The organism is Streptomyces sp. NPDC002138, assembly GCF_040296485.1.
GTDB lineage: Bacteria > Actinomycetota > Actinomycetes > Streptomycetales > Streptomycetaceae > Streptomyces.
Genome location: NZ_JBEOXE010000013.1, coordinates 60,663 through 85,461, shown reverse-complemented (window position 1 = coordinate 85,461; position 24,799 = coordinate 60,663). Strand labels below are relative to the sequence as shown.

The window sequence follows — 24,799 nt, the reverse complement described above, 5'->3', positions numbered from 1 at the left end:
CCTACCGGGCCGTTCAGGTGGATCCGGGCAGCTCGACACCAGCCACAACGAAAAGCCGCCTCTCATCCCGGGCTGTAGCCCTGGTACGAGAGGCGGCTTTTTTCGTCCTGTGGTCCGTCAGGAAATGCGTCGGGCGTGCGTCAGGCGTGCGTCACGAGCGTCGCATCAGCGTCAAGACATCCCCCCCACACACACAGCGCGCACATCATGCACACCGCCCTCACCTGCAGGTCAGACGCCCTTTGCCACAGGTGTCGTCTTGTCTCCGGCAACACCCACTCTCCACTCGCCACACGTCCTACCTGGGGCCAGTCGGAGCGGCGAGTTCCAGAGCGCGGCAGCAACTCGCCGCGGCCGGGTCCGCCGCCGCGTGAGCCTGAGCGACCTGCACCGACGTCTGCTCGCCGCCGTGATCGGCATCGGCGCGCCGTACCCCCTCGTGATCACGGGCGGGTACGCCGTCCAGGCCCACGGCCTCGTCGAGCGCCTGAGCCAGGACCTCGACGTGGCCACCGAGAACCCCGCCCCCATGTCGGAGATCGTCACCGGTCTCGAGCGGAGTCTGACGGCGCGGGGCTGGCAGGTGCGCGTGATCGCCGTCGACCCCCTGTCGGCCCGCCTCATGGTCACCGACCCCGGCCCCGACCCCGACCCCGACCATGGCGAGGACTGCGAGGTCGACGTCCTCAAGGAACACTTCTGGAACCCGCCGGCCCAGACGGAGTACGGACCTGTCCTCGCCTTCGACTCCGTCATCGGTACGAAGGTCCGCGCCCTCGCCGACCGCGGGGCCGTACGCGACTTCATCGACGTCCACGCGGCCTCCCACCACCGCACCACCAACGACCTCGAACGCCTCGGCGAGCGGCACGGCCGCGAGGAGTGCCGCCTCCAGGACCTCCGCGACCGCCTCACCGGGGTCGACTGGGGCTGACGACGAGGAGTTCGCGGCGTACGGCCTCACCGAGGACGAGACAGCCGAGCTGCGCGTCTGGGCCCAGCGCTGGGCGAGCGACCTGGATCGGCGCCTGCACGATCACGGTGACGACCAGAGCGACGACCCCAGCCATGATGGTGACCAAGGCATCTGAGGGCCGGCAAGACGCGCGCGAACCTCGTCCTGGCTGGGTTCCGGCCATGTGTCCAGCCAGCGTTGCACGTGGAAAGACTCGCGTGTCAGGATTCGGCTGGTGAGTGACAACGGGGAAAACGGGGAACACATACCGTCGCCGGTACGGCCCGTCGCCGGTACGGCCCGTCGCCGGTACGGCGCACCAGACTTGCCGACTTGGCGGCAGCGGCCGACCAGCACAATCCGTCCGCTGGACAACTGACCTCCCCTGCACCGGCACATGCCGCCCCGCCGCCGGAGGCGGACGCGTCGGCCCCTGACGAGGCGGCTTCCGCGCGGCGGGGGTTCGCAGTCCTGCTGGGTGAATTCCGGCGTACAGCCGTGCTCGTGCCGCTCGATGCGTACGGCAGTCTGTGGACCGCGGACCAGGACGGGGTGCGGTGGATCTGCGCGTTCTCCGACGAGGAGACACTGGCCGCCTTCGCCCGGGCGCAGGGGGATGCCGACCGTGAGTGGACCTATCAGAGGGTTCTGGGTGCGCGGTTGTTGGACGTCATGGTGCCGTTGCTGCCGGGGCCGGGCGGGGTGGCCCTGGATGCGGGCAGCCCTGACGGGATGCTGTTCCCGCCTGTCCGGGGCGTCGTTCCGGATGATGTCGCCGTTGATCTGGAGGCGTCCCGATGAGCGGCAACGGGCCTGACCTGGAGGCCCCGGCGGAAGCGCTGGCGAAGATCGCGAACGGTATCAATCTCGCGCATGTCGAGCTAAAAGACCTCGGGATGATCGGGCAGGCGTCGGCGGGCCGCGGCTTCTCGGGGCTCGCGCTGTCCGGGCTGGAGCTCGGGGACGGCGCGCTGACATCGGAGTTCGAGACGTTCTGCAACCGCTGGGAGTGGGGCGTACGGGCGCTGACCCTGCGCGGGAACGCCTTCGCCCAGGAGGTCGGCCTGTCGGCGGGCTCGTTCGCGGAGCAGGAACGGTACATCAAGGACTCGTTCAAGATCGGCGTGAACTCCCTCGACGGGAACCCCCACCTGTCGGAGGACGACGTCAAGGAGATGAGCTGGGACAAGGTCAGTTCCCAGATGGCGTACGACAATCCGGACTTCAGCGCAGAATCGTTTTCCCAGGCGAACCGGGACGTGAAGCAGACCTGGAAGGACACCGGCTACGACGTCATGGACGCCCAGATGGACTCCATGGAGCGCTCCGGTCTCCTCGACCCCGCTGTGCGGGAGAAGGCGGACGAGAAGCTGCGCGAGACGTTCGACCCGTCGGAGCAGGCCGTGACGCAGGCCGAGCAGCCGCGGTGGGGTGAGCGCTGATGGTGAGCTGGGACGGCCTGGGAAAGCTCGCGGACAAGGGGATCGACCTCGTCGACAAGGGTATCGACAAGGGCAAGGAACTCGTCGGCGAAGGCATCGACAAAACCACCGACATCGTCGGGGAAGGCCTGGACAAGGTCGGCGCCCACGGCTGGGCGGACGCCGTCGAGGACTGGGGCGACGAGACCGCCTCCTCCCTCGGCGCGGACGTCGGCGAACAGCAGCTCGGACAGAGCGAGGAAGCCGACGAGCTGATCCACGGCAACCCCGACAAGATCGCCGAGACGGTGGAGAACCTCCGCGACTTCCACCGGGCCTTCGACCTCGTCGGCGCCGGAATGAAGAGCCTGGACTCCGAGCACTGGAAGGGCGAAGCCGCCAACAGCTTCCGCGAACACTTCCAGACCCTCCCCACGGACTGGCTCCATGCCGCCGACGCCTTCGAGAACGCCGCGAAAGCCCTGGAGACGTACTCCGCGGCGGTGACCACCGCGCAGGGCAAGGCCCGCGAGGCGATCGCCCTCTACAAGGAGGGCACCCAGGACTCCAAGACGGCCGTCGAGGCCTACAACAAGGAGGTCGACGCCTACAACGCCGCCCGCAACAGCAGCAGCCCGCTGCCCCTCCCCGGCGAGTTCACCGACCCCGGGCAGGCCAAGCGCCAGCGCGCGCAGGAGATCCTCAAAGCTGCCCGCGACGCACGCAAGGAAGCAGCCGCGACAGCCAAGAGCGCGGTCAGCGCCGCCTTGGCCCACGCCCCCAAGGAACCTACCGGCCGGGAAAAGGCCATGCTCGAGATCGCCGACTACGGCGTCGCTCAGAGCTTCGAGCTGGCCCACTTCGGCGGCGGCATCATCAAGGGCACCGCCGGCCTGGTCAACTTCGTCCGCTCCGTGAACCCCACGGACGCCTGGGACGCCGCCAAGGGCGACCCCGCCGAATTCCTCGGCCGACTCGTCCCCGAACTCATCGGCACCAAGGGCGCCGGCTCCGTCAAGACACTCGCCTCTGCGGCCAAGCACATGGACGGCTTCAAGGGACCGGCCCGCGCCAGGCACACTGCGGACGGCCTGCACATGAGTGAGACGCCCGATGTCGCCAAGCGGTTCGACCACACCGACCCGATCGACTTGGCCACTGGTCGGATGTTCCTGCCGCAGACCGACATCGTGCTCCCAGGCACCCTCCCGCTGGCCTTCGTCCGGCGCGCTGAGAGCGGATACACCGGAGGCCGCTGGTTCGGTCCCACCTGGACGTCGACGATCGACCAGCACCTGGAGGTCGATGCGGAGGGCGCCGTACTTGTCACTGAGGACGGCCTGGTCGTGGCGTACCCGCACCCACCCCCGGGTGTTCCCGTCGTACCCCTGTCCGCCTCTGCGCCGCGGCACCCCCTGGAGCGCACCCTGGACGGGGATTGGACGCTCACCGATCCTGACACGGGGCACGTGCGCCGCTTCACGCCGCCCGACGGCGGTCCGAACAGCGATGGCATAGCACCAATCGCCCAGCTCGAGGACCGCAATGGCAACCTCGTCTTCTTCGAGTACGACGAGCAGGGCACGCCCCTCGGCATCTCCCATTCCACGGGCTACCGCCTCCGCTTCGACACCGCTGATGGCCGTGTCACAGCCCTCCACCTGGACGGCGGCCCGCGGATCCTCGCCTACGGCTACACGGACGGCAACCTCACAGAGGTCGTCAACTCCTCCGGCCTACCTCTGCGCTTCGGCTATGACGCCCGTGCCCGCATCACCTCGTGGACCGACACCAATGACCGGTCCTACACGTACGAGTACGACGAGCAGAACCGCTGCGTCGCGGAGGGGGGCGGCGAGAGGCACATGGTGCTGCGCTTGTCCTACGACCGCGTCGACGATGTGACGGGCCACCGCGTGACCGAAACCGTCACGGGTATGGGCCACACCCGACGGTACCTCGTCGACGACACGTATCGGATCGTGGCCGATGTCGATCCACTCGGCCACACCACGCACTACAGGCGCGACCGTCACAACCGTCTGGTGGCGCAAACGGACCCACTGGGCCGCACCACTGCCTACAACTATGACGAACACGGACGTCTGACCAGCGTCCTGCGCGCCGACGGACGCGAGACCACGGCCCGCCACAACGACCTCGGCCTGCCCGTACACATCAAACGGGCCGACGGTCACGTCGTCCGGTACACCTACGACGAACGCGGAAACCGCGTATCGGCGGCCGACTCGCTGGGCAGGACCACGGTCGTTGCGTATGACGAGGCGGGTGGCCTCACCTCTGTCACCGATCACCTGGGAAACACGACCACCATCCGCTGTGATCGTGCGGGGCTTCCGGTCACGGTCACAGATCCCCTCGGTGCCACCACGCGTTTCGTACGGGGCGCCTTCGGCCGGCCCATCACCATCACCGACCCGGCAGGCGCCTGCACACGCCTGCAGTGGACGGTCGAAGGCCGCCTCGCCCGCCGGACCCATGCGGACGGGGCAGTCGAAAGCTGGACCTGGGACGGCGAGGGCAACTGCACGAGCCACGCCGACCGGGTCGGTGGGATCAGCCGTTTCGAATACACTGAGTTCGACATACTCTCGGCCCGGCACGGGTCCCGACGGCGCCCGCCACACCTTTCGGCACGATGCCGATCTGCGTCTGACGGAGGTCACCAACCCCCAAGGCCTGACTTGGGAATACGCGTACGACGCCGCAGGGTGCCTCACCTCCGAGACGGATTTCGACGACCGTACGGTCACGTACACGTACGGGCCTACTGGAACCCTCTCCTCCCGAGCGAACGCACTCGGCCAGGTGACCTCGTTCGAACGCAACGCGCTCGACCAGATCATCCGCAAGGACGTCGACGGCAGCGTCACCACCTACGCGTACGACCTCACGGACCAGCTCGCCCATGCCGAAGGTCCCGACGGCACCACGGTCACTCTGCTGCGTGACCGCGATGGGAGACTCCTTTCGGAGACCGTCGACGGACGCACGCTGACCTACACCTACGACGATGTGGGGCGGCGGACGGGCCGGACGACTCCGGTCGGCGCCACAACAACGTGGGGTTTCGACCGCGCGGGCCGACGCGCGGCGATGACGGCTGGGGGCCGGGACCTCCATTTCACGTACGACGCCGCAGGCCGCGAAGTGAAGCGGCGGATCGGCGACTCCGTCGTCCTGAGTCACGTATTCGACCCCACCGGCCGCCTTACAGCCCAGACTGTCACCGGCCCAGCCGACGTCCGCTTGCGGCACCGCGACTACAGCTATCGAGCCGACGGCCATCTCACATCGGTCGACGACGCGGAACCAGATCACTCGGGCTGGAGCCGTACGGTACGAGCACGATCAACTGGGCCGCGTCATTGTGCGGCGTAAGGCCCGTCTGTCCCGGAAAGCAGACGTATGGCGCTACGTGTGGGACGCTGAGGACCGTCTCGTCTCCGCGATCACGCCCGACGGCACCCACTGGCGCTACCTCTACGACCCCTTGGGGCGCCGCACCGCCAAGCTCCGCCTGGCGCAGGACAACGTAACCGTCGTCGAGCGAGTGAACTTCACCTGGGACGGGAACACGCTGTGCGAACAGACCAGCAGCTCGAGCCAGCAGCCGCATCTGGTCGCCATCACTTGGGACCACCAAGGCATCCGCCCCTTGGCCCAGACGGAACGCATCCTCGACGCGTCGCGCAACGAAGTGGATTCTCGCTTCTTCGCGATTGTCACCGACCTGGTCGGAACCCCGACCGAGCTGGTCGACGAGGCTGGCAACGTGGCATGGCACAAACGATCCACGCTGTGGGGCCTCACCACATGGGCCGTTGCCAGCACCGCCTACACGCCCCTCCGCTTCCCGGGCCAATATGCCGATCCGGAGACGGGCCTCCACTACAACTACTTCCGGCACTACGACCCCGAGAGCGCCCGCTATCTCTCCTCGGACCCCCTGGGCCTCGCCCCGGCGCCGAACCCCTTCACGTATGTGGCGAACCCGCACACGTGGACGGACTACTTGGGTCTGGCTCCGGATTACGTCCCGATCTATCGCACACCGGAAGGGCCTCACGCTCAGTACGAGCTGGATAACGGGCCTAACCCCGCCAATCATCAACCGGGCGTCGATATTGGCGGCGGAATAATGTCAGATGGAAAGATATACTTCGGCGAACGGGCAGTGGCTGCCGAATACGCCGGACCGACAGGAGTGAACTTCGCCAAGGGAATGGTTAAATATGAAATGCACCCGAAGTTCCTTGAGGAGTTCATGGATCACGTGAAAGTGCATGACAGAAATGGGCCGGACGGGGCTGTACGGCTGGAATTCGAGATACCTGTAGAAAAACTCGACCGGTTCAATGAGCTAACTCAGCGACGAAGCTGGATAAAAATCTTCGGAGGCCCGAATTGATGTTCCGCGATCATCAGGAACTCGACGTAACGATCGTTGCTGTGGCCCCTGTCGGTTCAAAGGTCGAAGTGGACGGATGCGAAGGCGTATTCGGGTTCATCGACCTGGTGAAACACCCTTCCTGGTGGGACAAGAGCGTGGCCCCTCCCCTCGCCGGTGACAAGCTCCACGTCTGTGTTCTGGACCCCACCCGCGAGCCGTACCCCCGTTTGAGCGCGTTGCAGGATGACATCAGTATCGCCAGACATTTGCGGGGGGATGCGTAGCGATCGACTTTGGGCACATGCCGCTCCTCCAGCCTCCGCGCCTCGCCCAGCCGGACAGAGCCGCGGCCACTACCCGTCGGCCGGCGACGCCAGACCACGCCTAAGGCTTGTCCCGCTATCTATTAGGCGAGGGCGAGGTTGTGCAGGCGGGCGATCCCGAGCATGGCGTGGTGTACTCCGTTGCCCTTGAGGCGGCAGTCACGAAGGATCTTCCAGCTCTTCATTCGGGCGAAGGTGTGTTCAACGCGGGCGCGTACCTGCTTGTGGGACTTGTTGTGTAGCTGTTTCCAGTCGGGCAGTCCTTCGCCCTTGCGGCGCCGGTGAGGCATGACCAGGCCGGTCCCGGGGTAACCACCGTCGACGATCGTCATCGTGTTGCCGACGGCGGCCTTGGCCCCGGACTCCTCCCACGCCTTGCAGTCGTTGCGGTACCGGTAATCATGACCACTTGCCGTTGGGAATGGGAGTATGGGTCAGGGCGTCAGCGCGGCTGCCACCCGGGCCAGGCGATCGGCTGACAGGGCGAAGCGGTTGGTGGGGTTGCGGAATGAGTACTCGCCGTCGTTCACGGAGAAACCGTGCCCGGCTATCGTCCAGCGCGCGGGGCCGGGAGCCCCTTGGTCCTGCCGGAGAGCAGAGGCGAGGGCTTCAGGGTCCTCCACGCTCGTGCGGGCGTGCAGCGCACCTGCCAGACGGCCAACGGCATCGTCGGGTACTGCATCGTCGCCGAAGGCAGGCAGCAGGAGCAGCAGGCGGGAGTGGGGATCGGTGGTGCTGCCGCCGGGCAGGGCGTTGTCCGCAGCTGTCACGAGCTCGGGCCAGGACAGGCCCGGTCCCATGAAGTGCCCGTCATCCCTGGCGATGAGTTCGGCCTGGTCCCAGTCGGGGTGGTGGAGGAGGTAGTCGGTGCCGGTGTCGTCTGCGACCGTGCGGTAGACCACGTGAAGACGGTGATCAGCAGCGAGGGGAACCGTGAATGCTGGCCACTCGGCCCGCGCCCACAGCCGCCGCTGGAAGTCGCCGGCCGCGTCGTAGTCCGCGCCGAACAGCAGTTCCTCGGCGTCCTCGCTCTGGACGCACGAGTAAAGGTGCCCCAGCCAGAAGAGTGGCTCGTCCAGGAGCCCGGTCTGGTACGTGAGGGGGCCGCCGTCGTAACCCGGTATCCGGGCAGGCTGCAGGTCTGCACTGTTCATCACGGGGACATCATGCCGCCCTGGCTCCGCGCCCTTGAGGCCGGGCGCACCAGACGATCTTTGCGGGACAGCCCTTAGGTCGAAGATCGACCGTCGCCCTGGCAGGGGCTCGCCGCATGCAGCAGGGGGCGTTCAGCCTCGGGCACCGGTCCTCGAGGCTGGGCGCGGGGTGGAGACGTGGAGGGCCCCGCACGGAACCGGGAGGTCCGGGGTTCACGTGCGGGGCCGTGCTCACGGAGTGGGCCGTCAGACCGCCGTCAGGGCGTACGTCCCCGTACCGTCCGGCCTGCCGCTGGAGTACTGGCGAATCAACTCCCCGTCTGCGTATCGGTCGTGGCCCATCATGGAGCCGGTGTACTTGTTCTGCACGCCAACCTTGGAGCTGCCGGGTACGTCGCGGTAAATGTAGAAACGCTGGAGGTCGTCCTCCCCGCAGGTGGCCGTCGTCAGGTAGGCCTGTTCCAGGTTGGCGATGTTCGCAGGGATGGTCGCGCACCCTCCATTGCCCCAGTTCCACAGGGACGCTTCGATGACTCCGTTGTTTTCCGTGACGTTGCACAGGCGCCAGTTGTCCAGGTGGGCGCTGAAGAAGGTGGATTCGCGCAGGCGGATGCCGTCGTTGGCGAGGAGCGGTGCGCTCCAGTTCAGGGGCTTGCCGGGGACGTCGATCCTGTAGACGGCGGCTTGGCAGTCCAGGGCGGCCCGCGTGTTGGGGGCCGGACTCCCGGTGGCCTTCACGCTCTTCTCAGCCTTGGCGGCTGCTTCGTGCCCGGCCTTGGCGGCCTCGGCCTTCGCCGAGGGGGACGGCCCGGCCGGGTGCTTCGCGGTGGCGGCGGGGGAGCCGCAGTCGAGGAGGCCCTGTGCCTTGCGCATGATGCTGTTGGCGGGGACCTTGTCCTCGCAGCGCACCGCGCCTTCTTCGAGGGTGGTGAAGGTGGTGTAGCTGCCGGTGTCGGGGCCCTCGGTCCACTTCAACGCCCAGCGGCCGTCGCCCTGTTTGGTGCGGTTGCAGTTGAGGCTGCCGTAAGTGCCGGTGACCTTCTTGGTGCCCTCGTAGAGCCCGTAGTAGCCGGGCTGGTAGAAGTCCCAGGTGATGGACTTGTTGGTGCTGCTGGTGGTGGTGTAGTTGACCTGGACGTTCAGGCCGAGGCTCGCGCCGACGGTGCCGAGGGCCTCGACGGCGAAGCTGCCCTGAACGCTGCCGTTGACGCCCACGGAGACCGAAATCGTTTCCTGGACGTTGGTGGAGATGGTCTGGGTACCGGTTGAGCCCTGCGTGACGTACCAGCCCTTGAAGTGGGTGATCGTCGGAGACACTTCGGTGGTCTTGATGATCGGATGGCGTGTGCCGAGGTCGACGGAGGTGCAGGCGTCGCCGAGCTTCGGCTGGCCGGCGGTTGCGGCGGGTTTCGAATGCCCTGCCGCGGCGGCGGGGCCGGCCACGGCAGTGATGGCGGCGAGCGTCGATGCGGCGGTCACGGTGAGGGCTACTAGCCCTTTGGCCCAGCGGCCGGAAGATCTTAAGTGGCTCATCATGCCCTTTCCTTGGCCTGGCGGCATTTCAACCCAAGCCAGAATTTGCCAGTTATGCAGTGGGGCGCGGTCGACCGAGACGAACCTAGCGTCGGCAGCGACGCAGTGACGATGACGGAATCAGCCGTTCCGAGGCGAAAGTCGTGACTCTTCATAGGCTGTTACGCCGCCTTGACCCGGCCGGTTTCATCGGAATTTCATCTGCAGAGCTATGATCTGCCACCAACGTCGCTCAGGTGGGGTGTTCGAGTCGTGATTCCGCTGCCGTCACCTCGACGGTAAGCGACTGCCAGACCGGCCTCTCATCATCCGCCGACGCGGCCGCCCGCCACCAAGCCATCGGGATATTCGGCCAACTTGCATATTCCGAAACGGAGCACCTGCGGCTGCCGTGGCGCCTTGAATGTTTGCGCGCCAGCGTCAACTGCCCTAATAACGACGGGGGCAGATAGGCGTCGGCGCGAGACAAGAGAACCCGGCGAATCTAGCCAGGCGCTGTCCAGCGGTGAGCCGTGAAAGAGGAGCGGCGAGCCCCACGCCCGGCCCGGCAGCATCCGCATGATTCCCCACCGCATCCAGTGCGGGCACGGAACACAACCAATCGGAGAACAAGGGGAGAACGGACATGTCCGTACCAGGTTTACATCGGCACGACGGAGGACGGGACCGAGGACCGAACAGGCGGCAGCGTGCCCTGCCAGGGGCGACGCCGGCCGCCGTCGTCGCATCCAGCGGTTCAGCGACGGCCTCCGCGCCCGCGCACGCTGCCGACCGCGGGAGCGCCGTTGCGAAGACGGACGGCAGTGTCAGGCCCAAACGGGCCGAGGAACGATCGTGGAAGATTCAGATCCTGGATTACACAGACGGGCCCTACGCCGGTTCAGTTCTGAGTGGATTTACATGCCACCGGAAAAGGGGGAACGCCCGTTGAAACACCTCAGAAGCGGTCTGTTGGCGATAGCCGCACTGGTCCTCACCGCATCCGTGTGCGCCGCAGGTGCCGCCCCCGCTACCGCCGCGCCGCCCGCCAGCGCGGCTCCGCCCGGTCACGGAACGTGCGTGGCCACCGCACCCGGTACCCAGCTCCAGCGCCAGGGCACGGCCTGGACGTGCGTGAGGACCACCGACACCGCCCCCGCAGGCGCCGCCGCCCCCACCTCCGCCGCCCTCGCACCAGCGGCCCGCGCCCAGGCCGCCGATCCCAAGCCGAATCCCGGGCTGGGGATGTGTACCGGGGCCGATCCCCGTCAGTCCAGCCGCAAGGCCTACTGCGTACGCCATTGGGTCATCTACGAGGCCCTCGGCAAGGACGGGAACGTAGCGGACCACGCCACGGTGTTCGTCGCGGCGGCGGCGTCCATGGACTCCCTGCCCCAAGCGGCATGGCGCGAGGACGTCATCACCGAGGTCGTCGAGATGACGGAGAAGATGCCCCCCGTCACGTTGGCCCTGAGCTCGACCTGTAGCGGCCAGTGCTCGCCCGGGTCGTCGGCCTGGGACGGCGCGGCCGTCCGCTTCCGCCGCCTCCACGAGGGCAAGGACGGCACCCTGAGCTACAGCTCGTCCGTGGGCAAGGGCTCCAACACGACGATCCTGCCGACCTACCGTGTGCAGGGGGCCATCCTCAACGGGTCGGGGCCGCCCACGCACATCCGCCCGGAGTGGAATGGCATCGAGGTTCGCTGTGACGATGACTCGGGCAGCTGGCCCGGCTGCATCGTCCCGGGCCACCTGGCCAACGTGACGTTCAGCAAGGCCCGGTACCGGGGGGCGGCCATCGCCTATGAGTGGGCGCAGAAGAACCTGACCGGCAAGTTCGGCGACCACGACCACCCGCTGAACCGGTTCACCGACCCTCTCGACCCGAAGAATGACAAACGGCGTGACAAAACCTGTGGCATCGGCGGGCCGAACAAGTTCGTGAGGGGCGCCACCGGTGTCACCAACGACTCCTGTGACGAGTACCCCTTCGCCGGGTCCGGGCAGGGCGGCAACGACGGGAACCAGTGCGTAGACATCACTCCGCGTGCGGTCGGCGGCGCGTGGGACATCGCGAACGTCACCGTCGACCGGGCCGCCCAGCCCACCCCGCCCTACAACGCGCCCTGCATCCGGGCCCATGTCGACAACACGGACAACGGTGACGCGGGCCTGGAGTACGGGCGGGCGATACAGTCCGACCGCATCATCGACAACGAAGCCTTCGAGGTAATCATCACCCCGTGACCGAGGTGGTGCCGCAGGGCCGCCCCCGGCGTGGGGGCGGCCCAACCCCCGGGCCGGGGGCAGTGGTTAGGTTCCGTCCGACGGGTCAGGCGCGAAGCCACAGGCGTATGGCCGCAACGATTACAGTGCAGTAGAGGACATAGGCCCGCTTCGAACCTCGTGGCAACCGCCCCGTGTCGCTGCTTCGTGAAAACTGACCCCCTGGCAGTCTCCGAATCTTGACCCCCTCCGGACTCTTGGAGGGTGCTGAACGTGGAGGACTGGGCAGAGATACGCCGGCTGCATCGAGCGGAAGGTGTGCCCATCAAGGAGATCTCGCGGCGACTGGGGGTGGCCCGCAATACGGTGCGGGCCGCGTTGTCCTCGGAGCGACCGCCGAAGTACGAACTGACACCTCAGGGATCGGTCGTCGACCCGTTCGAGCCGCAGATCCGTATCCTGCTGAACGAGTGGCCGCGGATGCCGGCACCGGTCATCGCCGAGCGGATCGGCTGGCCGCACTCGATGCCGCCGCTGCGGAAGCGGCTGGCAGTGATCCGGCCGGAGTACGTCGGCATCGACCCGGTCGATCGCGTGAGCTACGAACCCGGCGAGATCGCCCAGTGCGATCTGTGGTTCCCCGAGACGAAGGTGCAAGTCGCTGCGGGGCAGGAACGGGTCCTGCCGGTGCTGGTGATGTCGCTCGGGTTCTCCCGCTTCATGACCGCGACGATGATCCCGACCCGCCAGGCCGGCGACATCCTCTCGGGCATGTGGTCACTGATCAGTGGCATCGGCAGGGTCACCAAGACACTGGTCTGGGACCGTGAGTCCGCGATCGGCGGGACCGGGCGGGTGACCGCTCCCGCGGCGGCGTTCGCTGGAACGCTTGCCACCAAGATCAAGCTGGCGCCGCCCCGCGACCCGGAATACAAGGGAATCGTTGAACGCAACAACCAGTACTTGGAGACCTCGTTTCTCCCCGGCCGGCAGTTCGCCTACCCGGCCGACTTCAACCACCAGTTGGGCGACTGGCTGATCAGGGCCAACGCGCGGACGGTCCGCTCGATCCAGGGCCGGCCGGTCGACCTGCTGGAGACCGACTACCTGTCGATGTTGCCGCTACCGCCGATCACCCCGCCCATCGGGCTGAACCACCGGATCCGGCTGTGCCGGGACTACTACGTCCGCGTCGACACCGTCGACTATTCGGTCGACCCGCAGGTCATCGGCCGCTTCGTCGACATCACCGCCTCCCCGCAGGAGGTCAGGGTCCTCTGCGAGGGCCAGCTCGTCGCCCGACATGCCAGGTCCTGGGCCAAGCAGGCGGTGGTCACCGACCCGGTCCACGTCGCAACCGCCGCCCGACTACGTCAGGCCCTGGCGTTCGACCGCGAAAGACGTGCGGCAGCCACCCGCCAACACGCCGACGGCCACAGCGTCGCGCTGCGGGCCCTGCCGGACTACGACGCCCTGTTCGGCGTCGACTTCAACCCGCCGTCCACGAAAGCGAAGTGACCCATGCCCACGGCCATCAAGCCCGAGCTGTCCACCGCGGTGACCGGGCCGAAGGACGGCATGCCGTCCATGCTGGCTTACCTGACCCGGGTGCTGAAGATGCCCACGATCGGCGCGACCTGGGAAGAGCTCGCTGAGCAGGCCCGCGACCAGAACTGGTCCCACGAGGAGTATCTGGCCGCCCTGCTGCAGCGGCAGGTTGCCGACCGCGAATCTAAGGGCACCATGATGCGGATCCGCACCGCCCACTTTCCGCAGGTCAAGACACTGGAGGACTTCAACCTCGACCACCTGCCATCGCTGCGGCGCGACGTCCTTGCCCACCTTGCGACCGGCACGTTCGTCGCGAAGGCCGAGAACGTGATCCTGCTGGGGCCGCCCGGCATCGGGAAGACCCACCTGGCCATCGGCCTCGGGGTCAAGGCCACCCAGGCCGGCTACTCGGTCCTGTTCGACACCGCCAGCAACTGGATCGCCCGCCTCGCGACAGCCCACCAGACCGGCCGCCTGGAGGCCGAGCTGAAGAGGATCCGCCGCTACAAGTTGATCATTATCGACGAGGTCGGCTACATCCCGTTCGACCAGGACGCGGCGAACCTGTTCTTCCAGCTCATCGCGTCGCGCTATGAGCAGGGCTCTGTGATGGTCACCTCGAATCTCCCCTTCGGGCGATGGGGAGAGACCTTCTCGGATGACGTCGTGGCCGCCGCGATGATCGACCTCCTGGTTCACCATGCCGAGGTTCTCACCCTGACCGGCGACTCCTACCGCACCCGCCAGCGACGCGAACTGCTGAACAAGGGAAACGGCGCTGGACGCCGGTAATTCACAGCGCCCACCAGCAATACAACCGCTGACCGGAGGCCCGAGCGCGCTGAGCCAGTCCTGCCAGCGCCTTCAGAACATCCGCCGCGACCTCGACGCCGATACGAATCTGCCGGAGTTCGTCGGTCTTCGACCACGGCTCAGCAAAGCGAAGGAGGCCGTCCTCCGTCGCCGTGACGAGGGCATCGAACAGGGTGTCCGACAAACTGACCACAAAAGGTGGGCCGTCCTCCGGCGATGACAGCAGCTGCCCGGACCGTGGGCGTTCGCTGGCCTCCTCATAGCTGCAGCCCGTCATGATGGCTTCGAGCTGGGCAATCGCGACGACCGGGTCGATGTTCTTGACGAGGACCACGTCGAGCTCCGCTCGACTCGGTCCTCCCGGAGACTGCAGGACCGCGACGGCAGCCTGGTCGTCAGCGGCGGAGAAGTAATCGCAAAGCGTCATGCTGCCGATTCTGGCATCCACGGCTGACAGCCTGCCGAGGTGATGAGGGCAGTCGTCGACCAACAACAAGGGGGTCAGTTTTCAGAGACTCGCCGGGGGTCAGATTTCAGAGAGCGTTGACACCCCGTTCATCTTCAACTTTCCGATCAGCCACTCCACTTCTTTCCTGCGAACGTAGCGGGCCTTCTCGAAGGTGGTGGGCCGACCGCCTCGGCTTCCACGGTGCAAGCGATTGGCCTGCTGATTGCCCGGCTCAGGGCTGGTGTGCTTGATCTGTCGGCGCCGCAGGTAGCGGCGGTTGCGCCGGGGCCCGGGGGCCACAGGCCGCCCTCACCAACTAAAACCAGGCCGACCCAGGTGGGCCTCGGGGTGCGTGCCCGGGGCCGGCCTCGCGAGGTGGCAGAGACCGCTGGCGTACACCGGAACCCGTAGACGTATTCAACGTCGTGCAGACCCTGGCCTGTGCCGCCCTACGATGGACCGGTGACTGAGACGGTGCCCCAGGTGGACCTCTTCAACGCTGACCGGCTCGTGCTCGAAGAGCAGCCGGTGCCACCGCTCTCAGCTGCGGACGCGTTGGCCAGGGACCGTGTGTGGGCGAAGGCGGTGCAGGCGAACCCGACCCTTTTCGACGGGCCCGCGGTCGCCTGTAGTGGTTTGGAGCTGAAGGACCGGTCGACCCTGCGCCTCTCCTGGGTACGGGTGACCTACCGGCACTACGCCCTCCGCCATGTACCCGGCGCCACCGCGCTGCCCTCGCTGTTCGCCAACGTCGTCCAGCCGGTTGATGACCGTCGGATGCTGGTAGCCAGGATGTCGTCGTCCACGGCGGCGCCGGGCCGCTGGCAGCTGTCGGGGGGTCCGTCGAACCGCCCGCGGGCGGTGACGTGCTGGACCAGGCGGACCTTGCTGATCAGGCTGCGCGGGAGCTGTCCGAGGAGCTCGGGATCAGCTCAGAGGCGGGGGCTCTGAAGCTATGGGTTGCCACCCGCGGCGAGAACGGCAGCATCGGCCTGACCTACCTCGCCCCAGCCCTCTCCGAAGCAGACATGCGCGCGGCGTTCGCGGACACCTCGGCCGCCGAGCAGGCCCGAGGGAGGGAGCCCGAACTCGACGACATCGCGTTCATCTCTCCCCCGGAGGAACTCCTTGGGCTCGACGGGCCACACGCCGACTACCTGGCGCCCATCGTCCGCCGCTACGCCGACGGCCGCTGACGCTTGGCGGCACCGCTCACGCGCCCACACCAACTACTAGGAGGGCGGACCATGGACCAGCTGACCTTTGCCCATGCCGACGACCGCCTGTGGAAGCAGTACGGCGAGCTCGCCACCCGCGCCTACGGCCACCCGATCGGCGACATCACCCACCTGCGCGAGCACGCCGACCTCCAAGTCGCCGTCCGCGGCGGCCGCGTCGTCGCCGGCGGCCTCGGCCTCCTCGTCAACCAGTACTTCGGCGGCGCCCCCGTCCCCAGCGCATGCCTCGGCGACGGCTGCGTAGCCCCCGAAGAGCGCGGCGACCACCTTGCCACCGACATGACCGCCGCTCGGCTACGGCTCCTGACAGAACGCGGGGCGGTGATCTCCACCATCGTCACCTCCTCCACCGGCTACGCGCGCCGCCTCGGCTGGGAGGCCCCCGTTGACGTTCTCTCCCGGGCCGTCGCCACCGACGACCTCAAGCGCTCCTTCTCCAGCGAGGACTTCCAGATTGAGCACGGCACCACCGATGAAGCCGAAACCCTCCAACACCAGCTCGCCCGGCAGTGGAACGGGCCCGTCCACCGGCCCGACTGGTGGACCCGGTGGAAGCAGGACAAGAGCAACCTCATCACCTACCGCTTTGCCCGACCTGGCCACTCCACCGCCGGTCTGCTCACCCTGACCACCAAACGGCACGAAGCCACGGCATGACCCTGGTCGTCCACGACTTCTGGGCCGCCAGCCAGCCAGCCAGCCCGTCGCCGCCGCCATGCTCGCCTTCCTCGGCCGCCACAACACCCGCGCCCGCGCCATCGAGTTCCGCCGAGGAGTGCTTCCCCCGTACCCCACCCTCCTTCACGGACTACGCCACCACCGCGCCACCGCTGAAGCCTGGCACCCCTGGATGCTCCGCATCCTCGACATCCCTGGCGCCATCCGGCTCCGTGGCTGGCCCGCCGACCTCACCACCGCCGTACCGATCGAGATCGAGAGGGAGACCGGGGACTCGTGGGGCCGGTGGGTGTTCCAGGTGAAGGCCGGAACAGCCGAGATCGTCCCCACCCACGTGGAGGGACAGGCGTCCTTCACCAGACGCCAGCTCGCGGTCTGGTACGCCGGCGGCTACCGGTCCGCCACCGCGGCCCGCATGGCCGGGGTCCATGCCGTATCGGAGAATGCGCTCGCGACCCTGCTCCGAAGCACGGTGGACTTGGAACCCTGGTTGCCGGACCACTTCTAGGGGGGCAGGTCGAGGGAACGGCTGCCGCAGGGCGGATATTGATCATCCGGTCTTGGCGGCCTGTGGGACCCGCTGAAGGCAGCGCCTCGATATGTGGAAGGGCCGGACAACCTCGCACGGGGGTTGTCCGGCCCTTCCACATGCCGAGCACGGTTACTGGTCGGCTGGTGTGGTGGGGTGGGTGATGATGCGGTCCTTGCGGGGGTCCCATGCGGTGGTGTGGGTCAGGGTCCGGCCGTCGGTGTAGCGGGCGGTGATCTGCCAGGTGGACCAGTCGGTGCGGGGGCCGCGGTCGATGGCGAGGACTTCGTACGCGGTGTCGGCAGTGCCGTGGTCGTAGTGACCGCCGGTGCGCCGGGGACCTACCTGGATGTTGATCCACTCCGGGTAGGTCATCTCGAACCCTTCGTCGCGGTCTCCGAGGGCTTCGTCGGGCATGGTGTTGTCGCATTCGCTGCAGTGGCTGCGGCGGTCGGGGTTGACCTCGTCGCAGGTTGCGCAGGTCCAGCTGGGTGCCTGGCATTCACTGCATGCGTCGTAGTGGCGCGGGTTGGTGGCGGAGCAGGTACAGGTCCAGTTGCCGAGCGCGGCGGGTAGGGGGCGGGTGGTGTGGCTCATGGTCTGCTCCTGGCTGGTGAGATTGCGGGGCTGGTGGGTGGGTGTCCAGCTGGTGAGGGAGGAGCCGGTGGACGGGCCTGCGGCCCCGGTCACGACTGTTCGTTCTGTGGCTGGGTGGTGGCGCGGGCGGCCTGGATGGCTTTGGTCCAGGTGCTGGCGGACGGTTCGTGGTGAAGCTGGGCGGTGTGCTCGTGCGAGTGCTTGGTGAGGACCTGGCGGGCAGGGGGGAGGCGGGGGTGTCCGTGTAACGGGTGCTGGTACGGGCGCCGCAACTCGGCGGCTCCCAGGTGAGGGCGCGGCTCTGGCGTTCGGCGGGCGGGTGCCCGTTCCGTGAGGGGATGTGCCTGCACTCCACAAAACGGCGCGGTCCTCACCGACTCACTCACCATCACCAGCCCTGCGGGGTCATGGATGGACAACACGTTGGCTGGTGAGTTCACCGGTGAACTCACCGGCCGGCCAGGGAACCTTCCCAGTACAGGTGACAGCGCTGCAGGCGCGGAACTCAACAGCTGCTGCGGCCGGACAGGCGGGGGAGTTCACCGTGCCGCGGGCCGGGTCTGTGCCTGGTACGACCGTTCGATCCTGTCACTGGGCAGCGGCAGACTACGCGCATGAGTAACAGCGACAACGCTATCCGCCACAGACTTGATCTGACCTGGGTGCCGTCCATGGGTGGGCCGCTGATCGTCCTCCCGGTATCGGCCCTGCACCAGTGGGGCGGCTGCACCGAGGACGGTGTGATGGTCGGTGGCACCGACCAGCTGGACGACTACGACCGAGCCTGCGCGGTTGAGGAGCACGCCGAAGTGATCAGCCTGGGCGACACCCGCACTGCGTCCGTCCTGGTGCTCGGCGACGAGCCCGCCACCACCTGCTACCTGGCCGAGCAGAGGATCTTCCTGCGGTGGCTCGCCGCCGACTCCGGCCCGGAGTTGCTCGCCGCCGCCGAGGCCGTCCTGAGCGACCCGGCGACGCCGTGGGAGAAGTGCGGAGTCTGGGAGACTGACGGCCCCGCTGTCCTCATGGACTCGGCCGAGGCCGGCGAGGATCTCGGCGTTCCTTACCCCGACGGCAGAGGCAAACCGGCCGAAGCCCCAGTTCCGGTGCCCGCAGGGCGATGGGAAGTGCGTGCGTTCCACAAGACCGGTGATTTCCCCGGGGTTGGCATAGTCCAACTTCTCGCAGCCGATGATGGTGACCAGCCAGACTTATATATGGAGGGGGGAGAGAGTGAGGGAGGGGGGTGAACGAGGTTGTGCTGGTGTGTGGATGGACGGGTCTTTGGGCGGCTGTGGTTTGTGGCTGGAGGGCTTCGGTCGTGTGAGGGGTTGCTGAGGGACGGATGATGGGCTGCATTGGGGCTTGGCGTTCTTATAGGGCGGTTCATGAGTCTTTGAGTGTTTCTGTCGTCGCCTGATGGTGTGGGTATGGGCGGAATCCACTGGTCCGCAACCGGTGGTCTGTTGGGGTGGCGTGGTGAGTGAACGTAAGCCGTACCCAAGCGACTTATCGGATTGGCAGTGGTCGTTGATCGAGCCGGTGATCACGGCATGGAAGGACCGGCACCGCTCGGTCAGCGGCCACCAGGGCGTCTATGCGATGCGGGAGATCGTGAACGCGATCCTCTACCAGAGCCGGACCGGCTGCCAGTGGACCTACCTCCCCCCACGACCTGCCGCCGAAGAGCGCGACGTACTACTACTTCGCCGCCTGGCGCGACGACGGGACCGACCAGGTCATCCATGAACTCCTGCGCTGCCAGGTCCGTGAGCGGGCCCGCCGATTAGAGGACCCGACCCTGGTGGTGCTGGACACCCAGAGTGTCCACGCGGCTGCCGGGGTTCCCACCTCCACGACCGGCCGGGAAGCGGGGAAACGGGTGCCGGGCCGCAAGCGGGGACTGGCCGTGGACGTGCTGGGCCTGGTCATCGCCGTCACCGTCCTCGCCGCGAGCGCGCACGACAACGCCGCGGGCATCGCCCTGCTCGACCAGGTCGCCGAGAACGCAGGCGGCACCGTCGAGAAGGCCCTGGTCGACCAGGGCTTCAAGAACGCCGTGGTCGCCACGGCTCCACGCTCGGGATCAACGTGGAGATCGTCGAACGCAACCCGCAGGACAAGGGGTTCGTCCCGCAGCCGAAGCGGTGGAAGGACGAGCAGACCTACGGGATCCTGATACTGCACCGGCGCCTGGTCCGCAACTACGAGCACCGCTTGGCCTCCTCCGCCTCCCGCGTCTACTGGGCGATGACCCAGGTCATGGCCCGTCGGCTCACCGGCGTGAACACTCCCACCTGGCGCGACCCGCAGACGGTGAGTGCGTGAACATCCAGCCCCTGCTCGACGCGCTCGGCATCCAGGAGGACGCCGCTCGAGCCCTGGCCGACGACCTCCGCACCCAGATCGCCGCACTTCAGGCCCGGCTGCGGGAAGCCGAGACCCACCTCGAACACCTGGCCATCACCCGCAAGACCGTCACCGCCCTGGGCGAACGGCTCCCCGCCCACCCGGTCTCGTCCGACCTGCCCGAGCACCCGGACTACCCCCGCATCCTCGCCGTCTTCAACGAGGGCGCCGGCCCGCTCCGGGCCCGCGATGTCTGCGAAGCTCTCGACCACGAACTGCTGCCGAAGAACATCGAGGGCACCCGCGCCAAGCTGGAACGCCTGGTCAAGCTCGATGTCCTCACCGAGATCGACACCGGCAGCTTCACCAGGAAGCAGTAGCCGACCGAGCACCGCGACGACAGCCCTGCCCAGCCTCACTCGTGTGCCGAAGCTCGATAGTTGTCACCATCGGCACCCGCTGACCTGCGACTTCGGTCGAGCGAAGCACAGTGGTTGTCACCAGATCGGCGCGCTACCTGTCACCAGCAGTGCGCGAAGCACGGTGGGTGTCACCGGCTCCGACGCTCTGCTGGTCGCTGGCTCGGATAGTCAGCCTCCAGCTGGCGGCGGTCGCCACGTCGAGCGCTCAGGCAGTTCGGTTCAGGCGAATCGGTGGAACCGGTCCTGTCCGGGTGATGTCTGGGCAGGCATGGATGATCTTCTGTTTCTCGCCCTGCTCCTCGGGCCGTTCCTGGCGCCCTGCATGGGCCTGGGCGCTGCCGTCGCGCTCGTCCGGCGGGTCTGTAAGCAGCAACCGGTTCTGGTCGGCCACCTGCCCAGCGTCGCCACCTGCGCTCTGGTAGCGGTCCTGGCCGGCGCGGCGGCGTACGGCGCGTACTCGTGGGGTGTGATGTCGGGGTTCTACATCCTGGACCCGGATCAGATGTGCGCGTCGAAGGGCGTGTCGGGCGATCATGTGGTGACGCGATGGACGTTGCCGGTCGGTGCTCAGTGCGTCACGTCAGACGGTGTGGGAACCGAGCTGGCTCCGGGCTGGGTGAATCCCGTGATCTTCACAGGCCTCGCGCTCCTGCTGCTGTCCTTCGCCACAGGAACCCTCGCGGTAGTGCGTCGACGTCTCCCCTCGCGGTGAAACACTCACTCGCCCTACTTGCTTACGCGCACACGAGACCCGCATCTCGCCAACCATGATGCTCACTCTCCAGCTCAGGCGCTCAGACACACCCGGCGTGCCCCGTTCAGCGCCTCTCGTGCCAACACGCCTGCCTTGGTGACAACTGTCATGCTTCGGCTCAACCCGGAAATGGACATCAACTCACGAACCGCCCTCTGAGGAAAATTCAGGCTCTGGCCGCAGTTCCGTGAATGATCTCCGTGGACCTGCGGAGGTTTCCGACCCGCAGGTGGTGGTGGCGGTCGACCCGCAGCCGTGGGCCTTACCCATTCCAACGTCGGCGAGACGACCGGTCAGCTCTCCAGAGCGTCCCTTAAGGCTCGGAAGACTTTGATGGTCTTGTCGAGGGCAAGCCTGGCCTTGATGGCCAACTCATCCGCTTCCTGCCGACGGCCGGCGCGACGCAGCGTCTGGACGTGCTCAACCATGTGAGTCGCAGCCACGATGACCTCGCTGCACCCCACCTCGATCATGTACAGCGGACTCTCGGTGGCTTCAACGATCCCAGCGGCGACCTGAGCAACCGCGAGCAGTTGATCGGCACTTAGATGAGCCTGCCGAGCGAACGCGATGGTCTCTGTGTAGCCGCCTTGCGGCAGCTGCTCCTGCCTGAGGGTTTTCCGTGCGCCGCACGCCCGCAGGAACGCCAGGATGGCCTGCTCCGCTACGAAGGCCTGTCGGCCGTCGTCGAAAAGGATCTCGGCTGTCGTGCGCCACCCGTGTCGAGCATGCCGCCGAACCCGGCTGGTGCGACTGGCCCGGCTTGTGACACCTACCTTCAGAGCATCGAGCTCGTCACACTCTGCTATGTACAGCACAGCGCCGGCCGCGACCAGAGAGTGGAAGTTCCGGCCTTGGCGGGCGCCAGGACCTGTCGTCTTGATATGCACACCGAGATAGTGCCGGATGGCGCTGACAACCTGTCGGCTCCCGCTAGCAGTAAACCACTGATGCCGGGGAGGCTGATGGTAATGACTGGCCTTTCACGAAACTCCGGGCAGAGCCAAAATTCAGGATCGGCATCACTCGGCCCGTGCAGCGGCCGAGCCGTCCACGCGCGGCGGCTTCCCGGACGCCCACGCTGGTGAACGGGTGGGTGAGTCCGGTGGCGTGCCGGTGAGTGAGGGGTTCTGCCCAAGGTCACTCACGCCGGGCGATTGCCCGGCACCTGGGCTGGGGCCTCAACACCGTGCTCCGGTACGCGAACGCCGCACAATGGCAGGACACCATCCGCGACAACCGGCCCCGACCCAGCAGGCTGGACCCCTACAAGCGCTACCTGGAACGACGATTCGCCGCGGGATGCACCAGCGTCACCCACCTCCACAGTGAACTCGTAGCCGACAACGCGCCCGTCACCTACCAGATGGTCCGCACCCACATCGCCACCCTCCGCGGAACTCCGGCCGGCACACCGCCCCGGATCCGACGGTGCGCCAGGTAACCGGCTGGCTCACCCGCCACCCCACCGCGCTGAGCGAGGACGACCGCGCAGGCCTGAAGGATGTCCTGGCCCGCTGCCCCGAACTGGACACGGCCGCCCGGCATGTCCGCGACTTCGGCGAGATACTCACCGACCGCCTCGGCGCCACACCCCCTGTCTGGATCGACGCAGTCGACGCCAGCCAACTGCCCGGCCTCACCGGCTTCGCACTCCACCTGCTCCGGGACCTCGACGCCGTGACAGCGGGGCTCACCCTGGACTGGAGCTCGGGCAGCATCGAAGGCGCCGTGAACCGCATCAAGAAGATCAAGCGGCAGCTCTACGGCCGAGCCGGATTCGAACTACTCCGCAAGATGATCCTCCTCCAGTAGCACTCCGAGCTCCAAGGCCTGCCAGAACCGAGTTCTGGGAACGCCCATCCAGCGTTACCGGACAGGCTCGCGGTTGATGTGCTCCGTGAGGTGAAATAGGGGCCCTTGGCGTCGCAGGCGGATATGAGAACTGGAGTGCGCGGTGGGGACGATACTCAAGGGCATGAGCCGCGTTCAGTGGCACGAGCTGACGCACGCGTACGGATCAGCGGAAGAGGTTCCGGGCCGACTGTCACGGGTGGCGTGGGGCGATGCATTGACGAGCGCTTCAGCGTTGAGTGATCTTGGGCTATGGCTCGGTGAGCTGTCTGTTTTCGACGCGACTGCCGAGGCCGTTCCGTTTCTGTGGGATCTCGCGGTAACTGACTCTGTCGCCAGCCGCTCCGGTGTAATCGAGCTGCTCATGACGATCCTCGAACAGGCCAATCCTCCACGGCTCGACGTTCAATAGGCGGCTCACCGAGCTGTGCTCGACGGCAGGAGCCTGGCAGCCAGGCTGGCCGGTGACGGGGACGTCGCCGTGCAGGCACTGGCTCAGGACTTGGTGGCCGCGATCGACGACCACGTCTGCGAGGCCTGCCGTCCCACTTGACAAAACGAACGCTCCCCGTCACCCTCCGCAACCGCTCCCCAAGATCTGTGCCAGAACCCCGCTCTCACCTATGCAGCCACCAGCCGCCGCAGCGGATGAGCATGGACACTTTCGTCGCGCTGTGCGAGATCCTGCAGTGCACACCCAATGATCTGATCGAGCCGATCGTGGTCAACGCGCAGGCGAGGAAGACCGCCGACGGTGACAGCGGGCCCATCCCGCTGAATGCTCGCCGCACGGTCGTTCGCCGGCCCGGTCGGCCATGAGGCCGCTGACGCCGGACCGACGGCGGCTACGTGCCGAGTTGGACAGGTCGCGTCTCGTGGTGGACGTTCCTGCGGAACGCTGTCGGCCCTGGTCTGAGTGATGCCGTCGGGCAGGCCGCCCTGGAGGGTGCCAAAGCCTGGAAGGGAGCCAACGCCCACTGTCTGGCCAGGCTCGTTACCGAGCGTCCGGACTGCCTTACCTCGGCGGCTTCTGATGTTCCAGCAGTGCTGGTGCGTCTGCGTCACTTGCTTGTCGAAGCCGGTCACGCAGACCGGGTGACGAAGGTGGTGTGCGTGGACTGCGGCCGCACCGAGCCGCTGCCCACCGTCGCCTCTGCCGCGGGCCGGATCTGTCGATCTTGCAGTGCGAGTGGGCGCCGCCAGGTCTGTGCCCGGTGCGGCCAGGAACGACGGGTACGGGCACGGCGGCCAGAGGGACCGATCTGTACGCCGTGCCGCCTCCGGGAACCTGAAGTACGCAAAGAATGCTCCGACTTCCATCGCATGATGGTGCCCGTCCGCCGGCTGCCGGAGGGAGGACACCTGTGCCAGAACTGTGTGCCCAGAACCTCCAGGAATGCTGCCACTGCCAAACAAGGAGAGTCAACGCCCACACCGCCGAGGGGCCGGTATGCGGCCGCTGCTACACCAGCCCACCGCGCCCGTGCGGGGTCTGCGGGCTCACCGCTCCCATCGTGGCCCGCGCCACAGCGTCCCGCCCTGACACCTGCGCCCGGTGCTA

General features: G+C 67.1%; 20 protein-coding genes and 5 pseudogenes. 18 read left to right on the top strand and 7 right to left on the bottom strand.

Going from position 1 to position 24,799, the window contains the following annotated elements:
- Positions 1–370 precede the first annotated feature (370 nt).
- The 4 genes and pseudogenes from ABT084_RS11510 to ABT084_RS38010 all read left to right on the top strand — a co-directional run.
- Positions 371–1,091: pseudogene (locus ABT084_RS11510) on the top strand (nucleotidyl transferase AbiEii/AbiGii toxin family protein).
- A gap of 197 nt (positions 1,092–1,288) precedes the next feature.
- Positions 1,289–1,756 carry an SseB family protein gene (locus ABT084_RS11505; protein WP_502968898.1) on the top strand — a complete coding sequence of 156 codons (468 nt, stop codon included), beginning with the start codon at positions 1,289–1,291 and terminating at the stop codon, positions 1,754–1,756.
- On the top strand, positions 1,753–2,397 hold the full coding sequence (locus ABT084_RS11500; RefSeq protein WP_351041080.1) for a hypothetical protein: 645 nt from the start codon (positions 1,753–1,755) through the stop codon (positions 2,395–2,397). Before ABT084_RS11505 ends, ABT084_RS11500 begins: the two co-directional genes overlap by 4 nt.
- A pseudogene (locus tag ABT084_RS38010) lies at positions 2,397–6,427 on the top strand (putative T7SS-secreted protein); the annotation flags it as partial. The gene ABT084_RS11500 and the pseudogene ABT084_RS38010, both read left to right, overlap by 1 nt.
- Before the next feature lie 769 nt (positions 6,428–7,196).
- Here ABT084_RS38010 and ABT084_RS11480 read toward each other — a convergent pair.
- The 3 genes and pseudogenes from ABT084_RS11480 to ABT084_RS11470 form a co-directional block, all read right to left on the bottom strand.
- A pseudogene (locus ABT084_RS11480) lies at positions 7,197–7,502 on the bottom strand (transposase); the annotation flags it as partial.
- A 45-nt stretch (positions 7,503–7,547) separates the two neighbouring features.
- On the bottom strand, positions 7,548–8,267 hold the full coding sequence (locus tag ABT084_RS11475) for a hypothetical protein (protein ID WP_351041253.1): 720 nt from the start codon (positions 8,265–8,267) through the stop codon (positions 7,548–7,550).
- A 246-nt stretch (positions 8,268–8,513) separates the two neighbouring features.
- A complete protein-coding gene (locus ABT084_RS11470; protein ID WP_502968900.1) occupies positions 8,514–9,800 on the bottom strand; it encodes a hypothetical protein in 1,287 nt (428 codons plus the stop codon).
- 1,059 nt (positions 9,801–10,859) lie between these two features.
- Between ABT084_RS11470 and ABT084_RS11465 the strand changes: the two genes are divergently transcribed.
- The 3 genes from ABT084_RS11465 (at position 10,860) to istB (ending at position 14,348) form a co-directional block, all read left to right on the top strand.
- Positions 10,860–12,026, top strand: coding sequence for a NucA/NucB deoxyribonuclease domain-containing protein (locus ABT084_RS11465; RefSeq protein ID WP_351041072.1), 1,167 nt, complete (start codon positions 10,860–10,862; stop codon positions 12,024–12,026).
- Between the two features lie 243 nt (positions 12,027–12,269).
- Entirely contained in the window at positions 12,270–13,523 is a 1,254-nt protein-coding gene (istA, locus tag ABT084_RS11460; protein ID WP_351041069.1) for an IS21 family transposase, read from the top strand.
- Between the two features lie 3 nt (positions 13,524–13,526).
- The gene (istB, locus tag ABT084_RS11455) at positions 13,527–14,348 is read left to right on the top strand and encodes an IS21-like element helper ATPase IstB (RefSeq protein WP_351041066.1); all 822 of its coding nucleotides are present in this window, start codon (positions 13,527–13,529) and stop codon (positions 14,346–14,348) included.
- Between the two features lies 1 nt (position 14,349).
- On the opposite strand, the gene ABT084_RS11450 is transcribed toward istB, so the two are convergent.
- Together ABT084_RS11450 and ABT084_RS11445 are read right to left on the bottom strand one after the other, a co-directional pair.
- Positions 14,350–14,817, bottom strand: a complete 468-nt coding sequence (locus ABT084_RS11450; protein WP_351041063.1) for a hypothetical protein — start codon at positions 14,815–14,817, stop codon at positions 14,350–14,352.
- 111 nt (positions 14,818–14,928) lie between these two features.
- Positions 14,929–15,108: pseudogene (locus ABT084_RS11445) on the bottom strand (IS5/IS1182 family transposase); the annotation flags it as partial.
- 575 nt (positions 15,109–15,683) lie between these two features.
- Here ABT084_RS11445 and ABT084_RS11440 point away from each other — a divergent pair.
- The 3 genes from ABT084_RS11440 to ABT084_RS11430 are packed head-to-tail and all read left to right on the top strand — an operon-like array spanning position 15,684 to position 17,241.
- Positions 15,684–16,013: an NUDIX hydrolase gene (locus ABT084_RS11440; RefSeq protein WP_351041060.1), complete on the top strand. Its 330-nt coding sequence runs from the start codon at positions 15,684–15,686 to the stop codon at positions 16,011–16,013.
- A 51-nt stretch (positions 16,014–16,064) separates the two neighbouring features.
- On the top strand, positions 16,065–16,712 hold the full coding sequence (locus tag ABT084_RS11435; RefSeq protein ID WP_351041058.1) for a GNAT family N-acetyltransferase: 648 nt from the start codon (positions 16,065–16,067) through the stop codon (positions 16,710–16,712).
- A 58-nt stretch (positions 16,713–16,770) separates the two neighbouring features.
- Positions 16,771–17,241, top strand: a complete 471-nt coding sequence (locus ABT084_RS11430; protein ID WP_351041055.1) for a sterol carrier protein domain-containing protein — start codon at positions 16,771–16,773, stop codon at positions 17,239–17,241.
- 153 nt (positions 17,242–17,394) lie between these two features.
- Here the strand turns inward: ABT084_RS11430 and ABT084_RS11425 are convergent, their stop codons facing one another.
- On the bottom strand, positions 17,395–17,952 hold the full coding sequence (locus ABT084_RS11425) for a hypothetical protein (protein ID WP_351041052.1): 558 nt from the start codon (positions 17,950–17,952) through the stop codon (positions 17,395–17,397).
- 521 nt (positions 17,953–18,473) lie between these two features.
- Here ABT084_RS11425 and ABT084_RS11420 point away from each other — a divergent pair.
- From ABT084_RS11420 to ABT084_RS11405, 4 genes and pseudogenes are all read left to right on the top strand, one after another.
- Positions 18,474–19,109, top strand: coding sequence for an Imm21 family immunity protein (locus ABT084_RS11420; protein WP_351041049.1), 636 nt, complete (start codon positions 18,474–18,476; stop codon positions 19,107–19,109).
- 229 nt (positions 19,110–19,338) lie between these two features.
- A pseudogene (locus ABT084_RS11415) lies at positions 19,339–20,187 on the top strand (IS5 family transposase).
- Complete coding sequence (locus tag ABT084_RS11410; protein WP_351041046.1) at positions 20,184–20,588, top strand: hypothetical protein; 405 nt, start codon at positions 20,184–20,186, stop codon at positions 20,586–20,588. Before ABT084_RS11415 ends, ABT084_RS11410 begins: the two are co-directional and overlap by 4 nt.
- 43 nt (positions 20,589–20,631) lie before the next feature.
- A complete protein-coding gene (locus ABT084_RS11405; protein ID WP_351041043.1) occupies positions 20,632–21,342 on the top strand; it encodes a hypothetical protein in 711 nt (236 codons plus the stop codon).
- A gap of 335 nt (positions 21,343–21,677) precedes the next feature.
- Here ABT084_RS11405 and ABT084_RS11400 read toward each other — a convergent pair whose 3' ends face one another.
- On the bottom strand, positions 21,678–22,274 hold the full coding sequence (locus ABT084_RS11400; RefSeq protein WP_351041041.1) for a hypothetical protein: 597 nt from the start codon (positions 22,272–22,274) through the stop codon (positions 21,678–21,680).
- Between the two features lie 299 nt (positions 22,275–22,573).
- Between ABT084_RS11400 and ABT084_RS11395 the strand changes: the two genes are divergently transcribed.
- The 4 genes from ABT084_RS11395 to ABT084_RS11380 all read left to right on the top strand — a co-directional run bounded on the left by ABT084_RS11395 (position 22,574) and on the right by ABT084_RS11380 (position 24,057).
- Positions 22,574–22,828 carry a hypothetical protein gene (locus tag ABT084_RS11395; RefSeq protein WP_351041039.1) on the top strand — a complete coding sequence of 85 codons (255 nt, stop codon included), beginning with the start codon at positions 22,574–22,576 and terminating at the stop codon, positions 22,826–22,828.
- Positions 22,816–23,199: a transposase gene (locus tag ABT084_RS11390; protein WP_351041037.1), complete on the top strand. Its 384-nt coding sequence runs from the start codon at positions 22,816–22,818 to the stop codon at positions 23,197–23,199. The genes ABT084_RS11395 and ABT084_RS11390 overlap by 13 nt, the downstream gene beginning before the upstream one ends.
- A 163-nt stretch (positions 23,200–23,362) precedes the next feature.
- On the top strand, positions 23,363–23,650 hold the full coding sequence (locus ABT084_RS11385) for a hypothetical protein (RefSeq protein ID WP_351041035.1): 288 nt from the start codon (positions 23,363–23,365) through the stop codon (positions 23,648–23,650).
- Between the two features lie 188 nt (positions 23,651–23,838).
- Positions 23,839–24,057, top strand: a complete 219-nt coding sequence (locus tag ABT084_RS11380; protein WP_351041033.1) for a helix-turn-helix domain-containing protein — start codon at positions 23,839–23,841, stop codon at positions 24,055–24,057.
- Positions 24,058–24,799 lie beyond the last annotated feature (742 nt).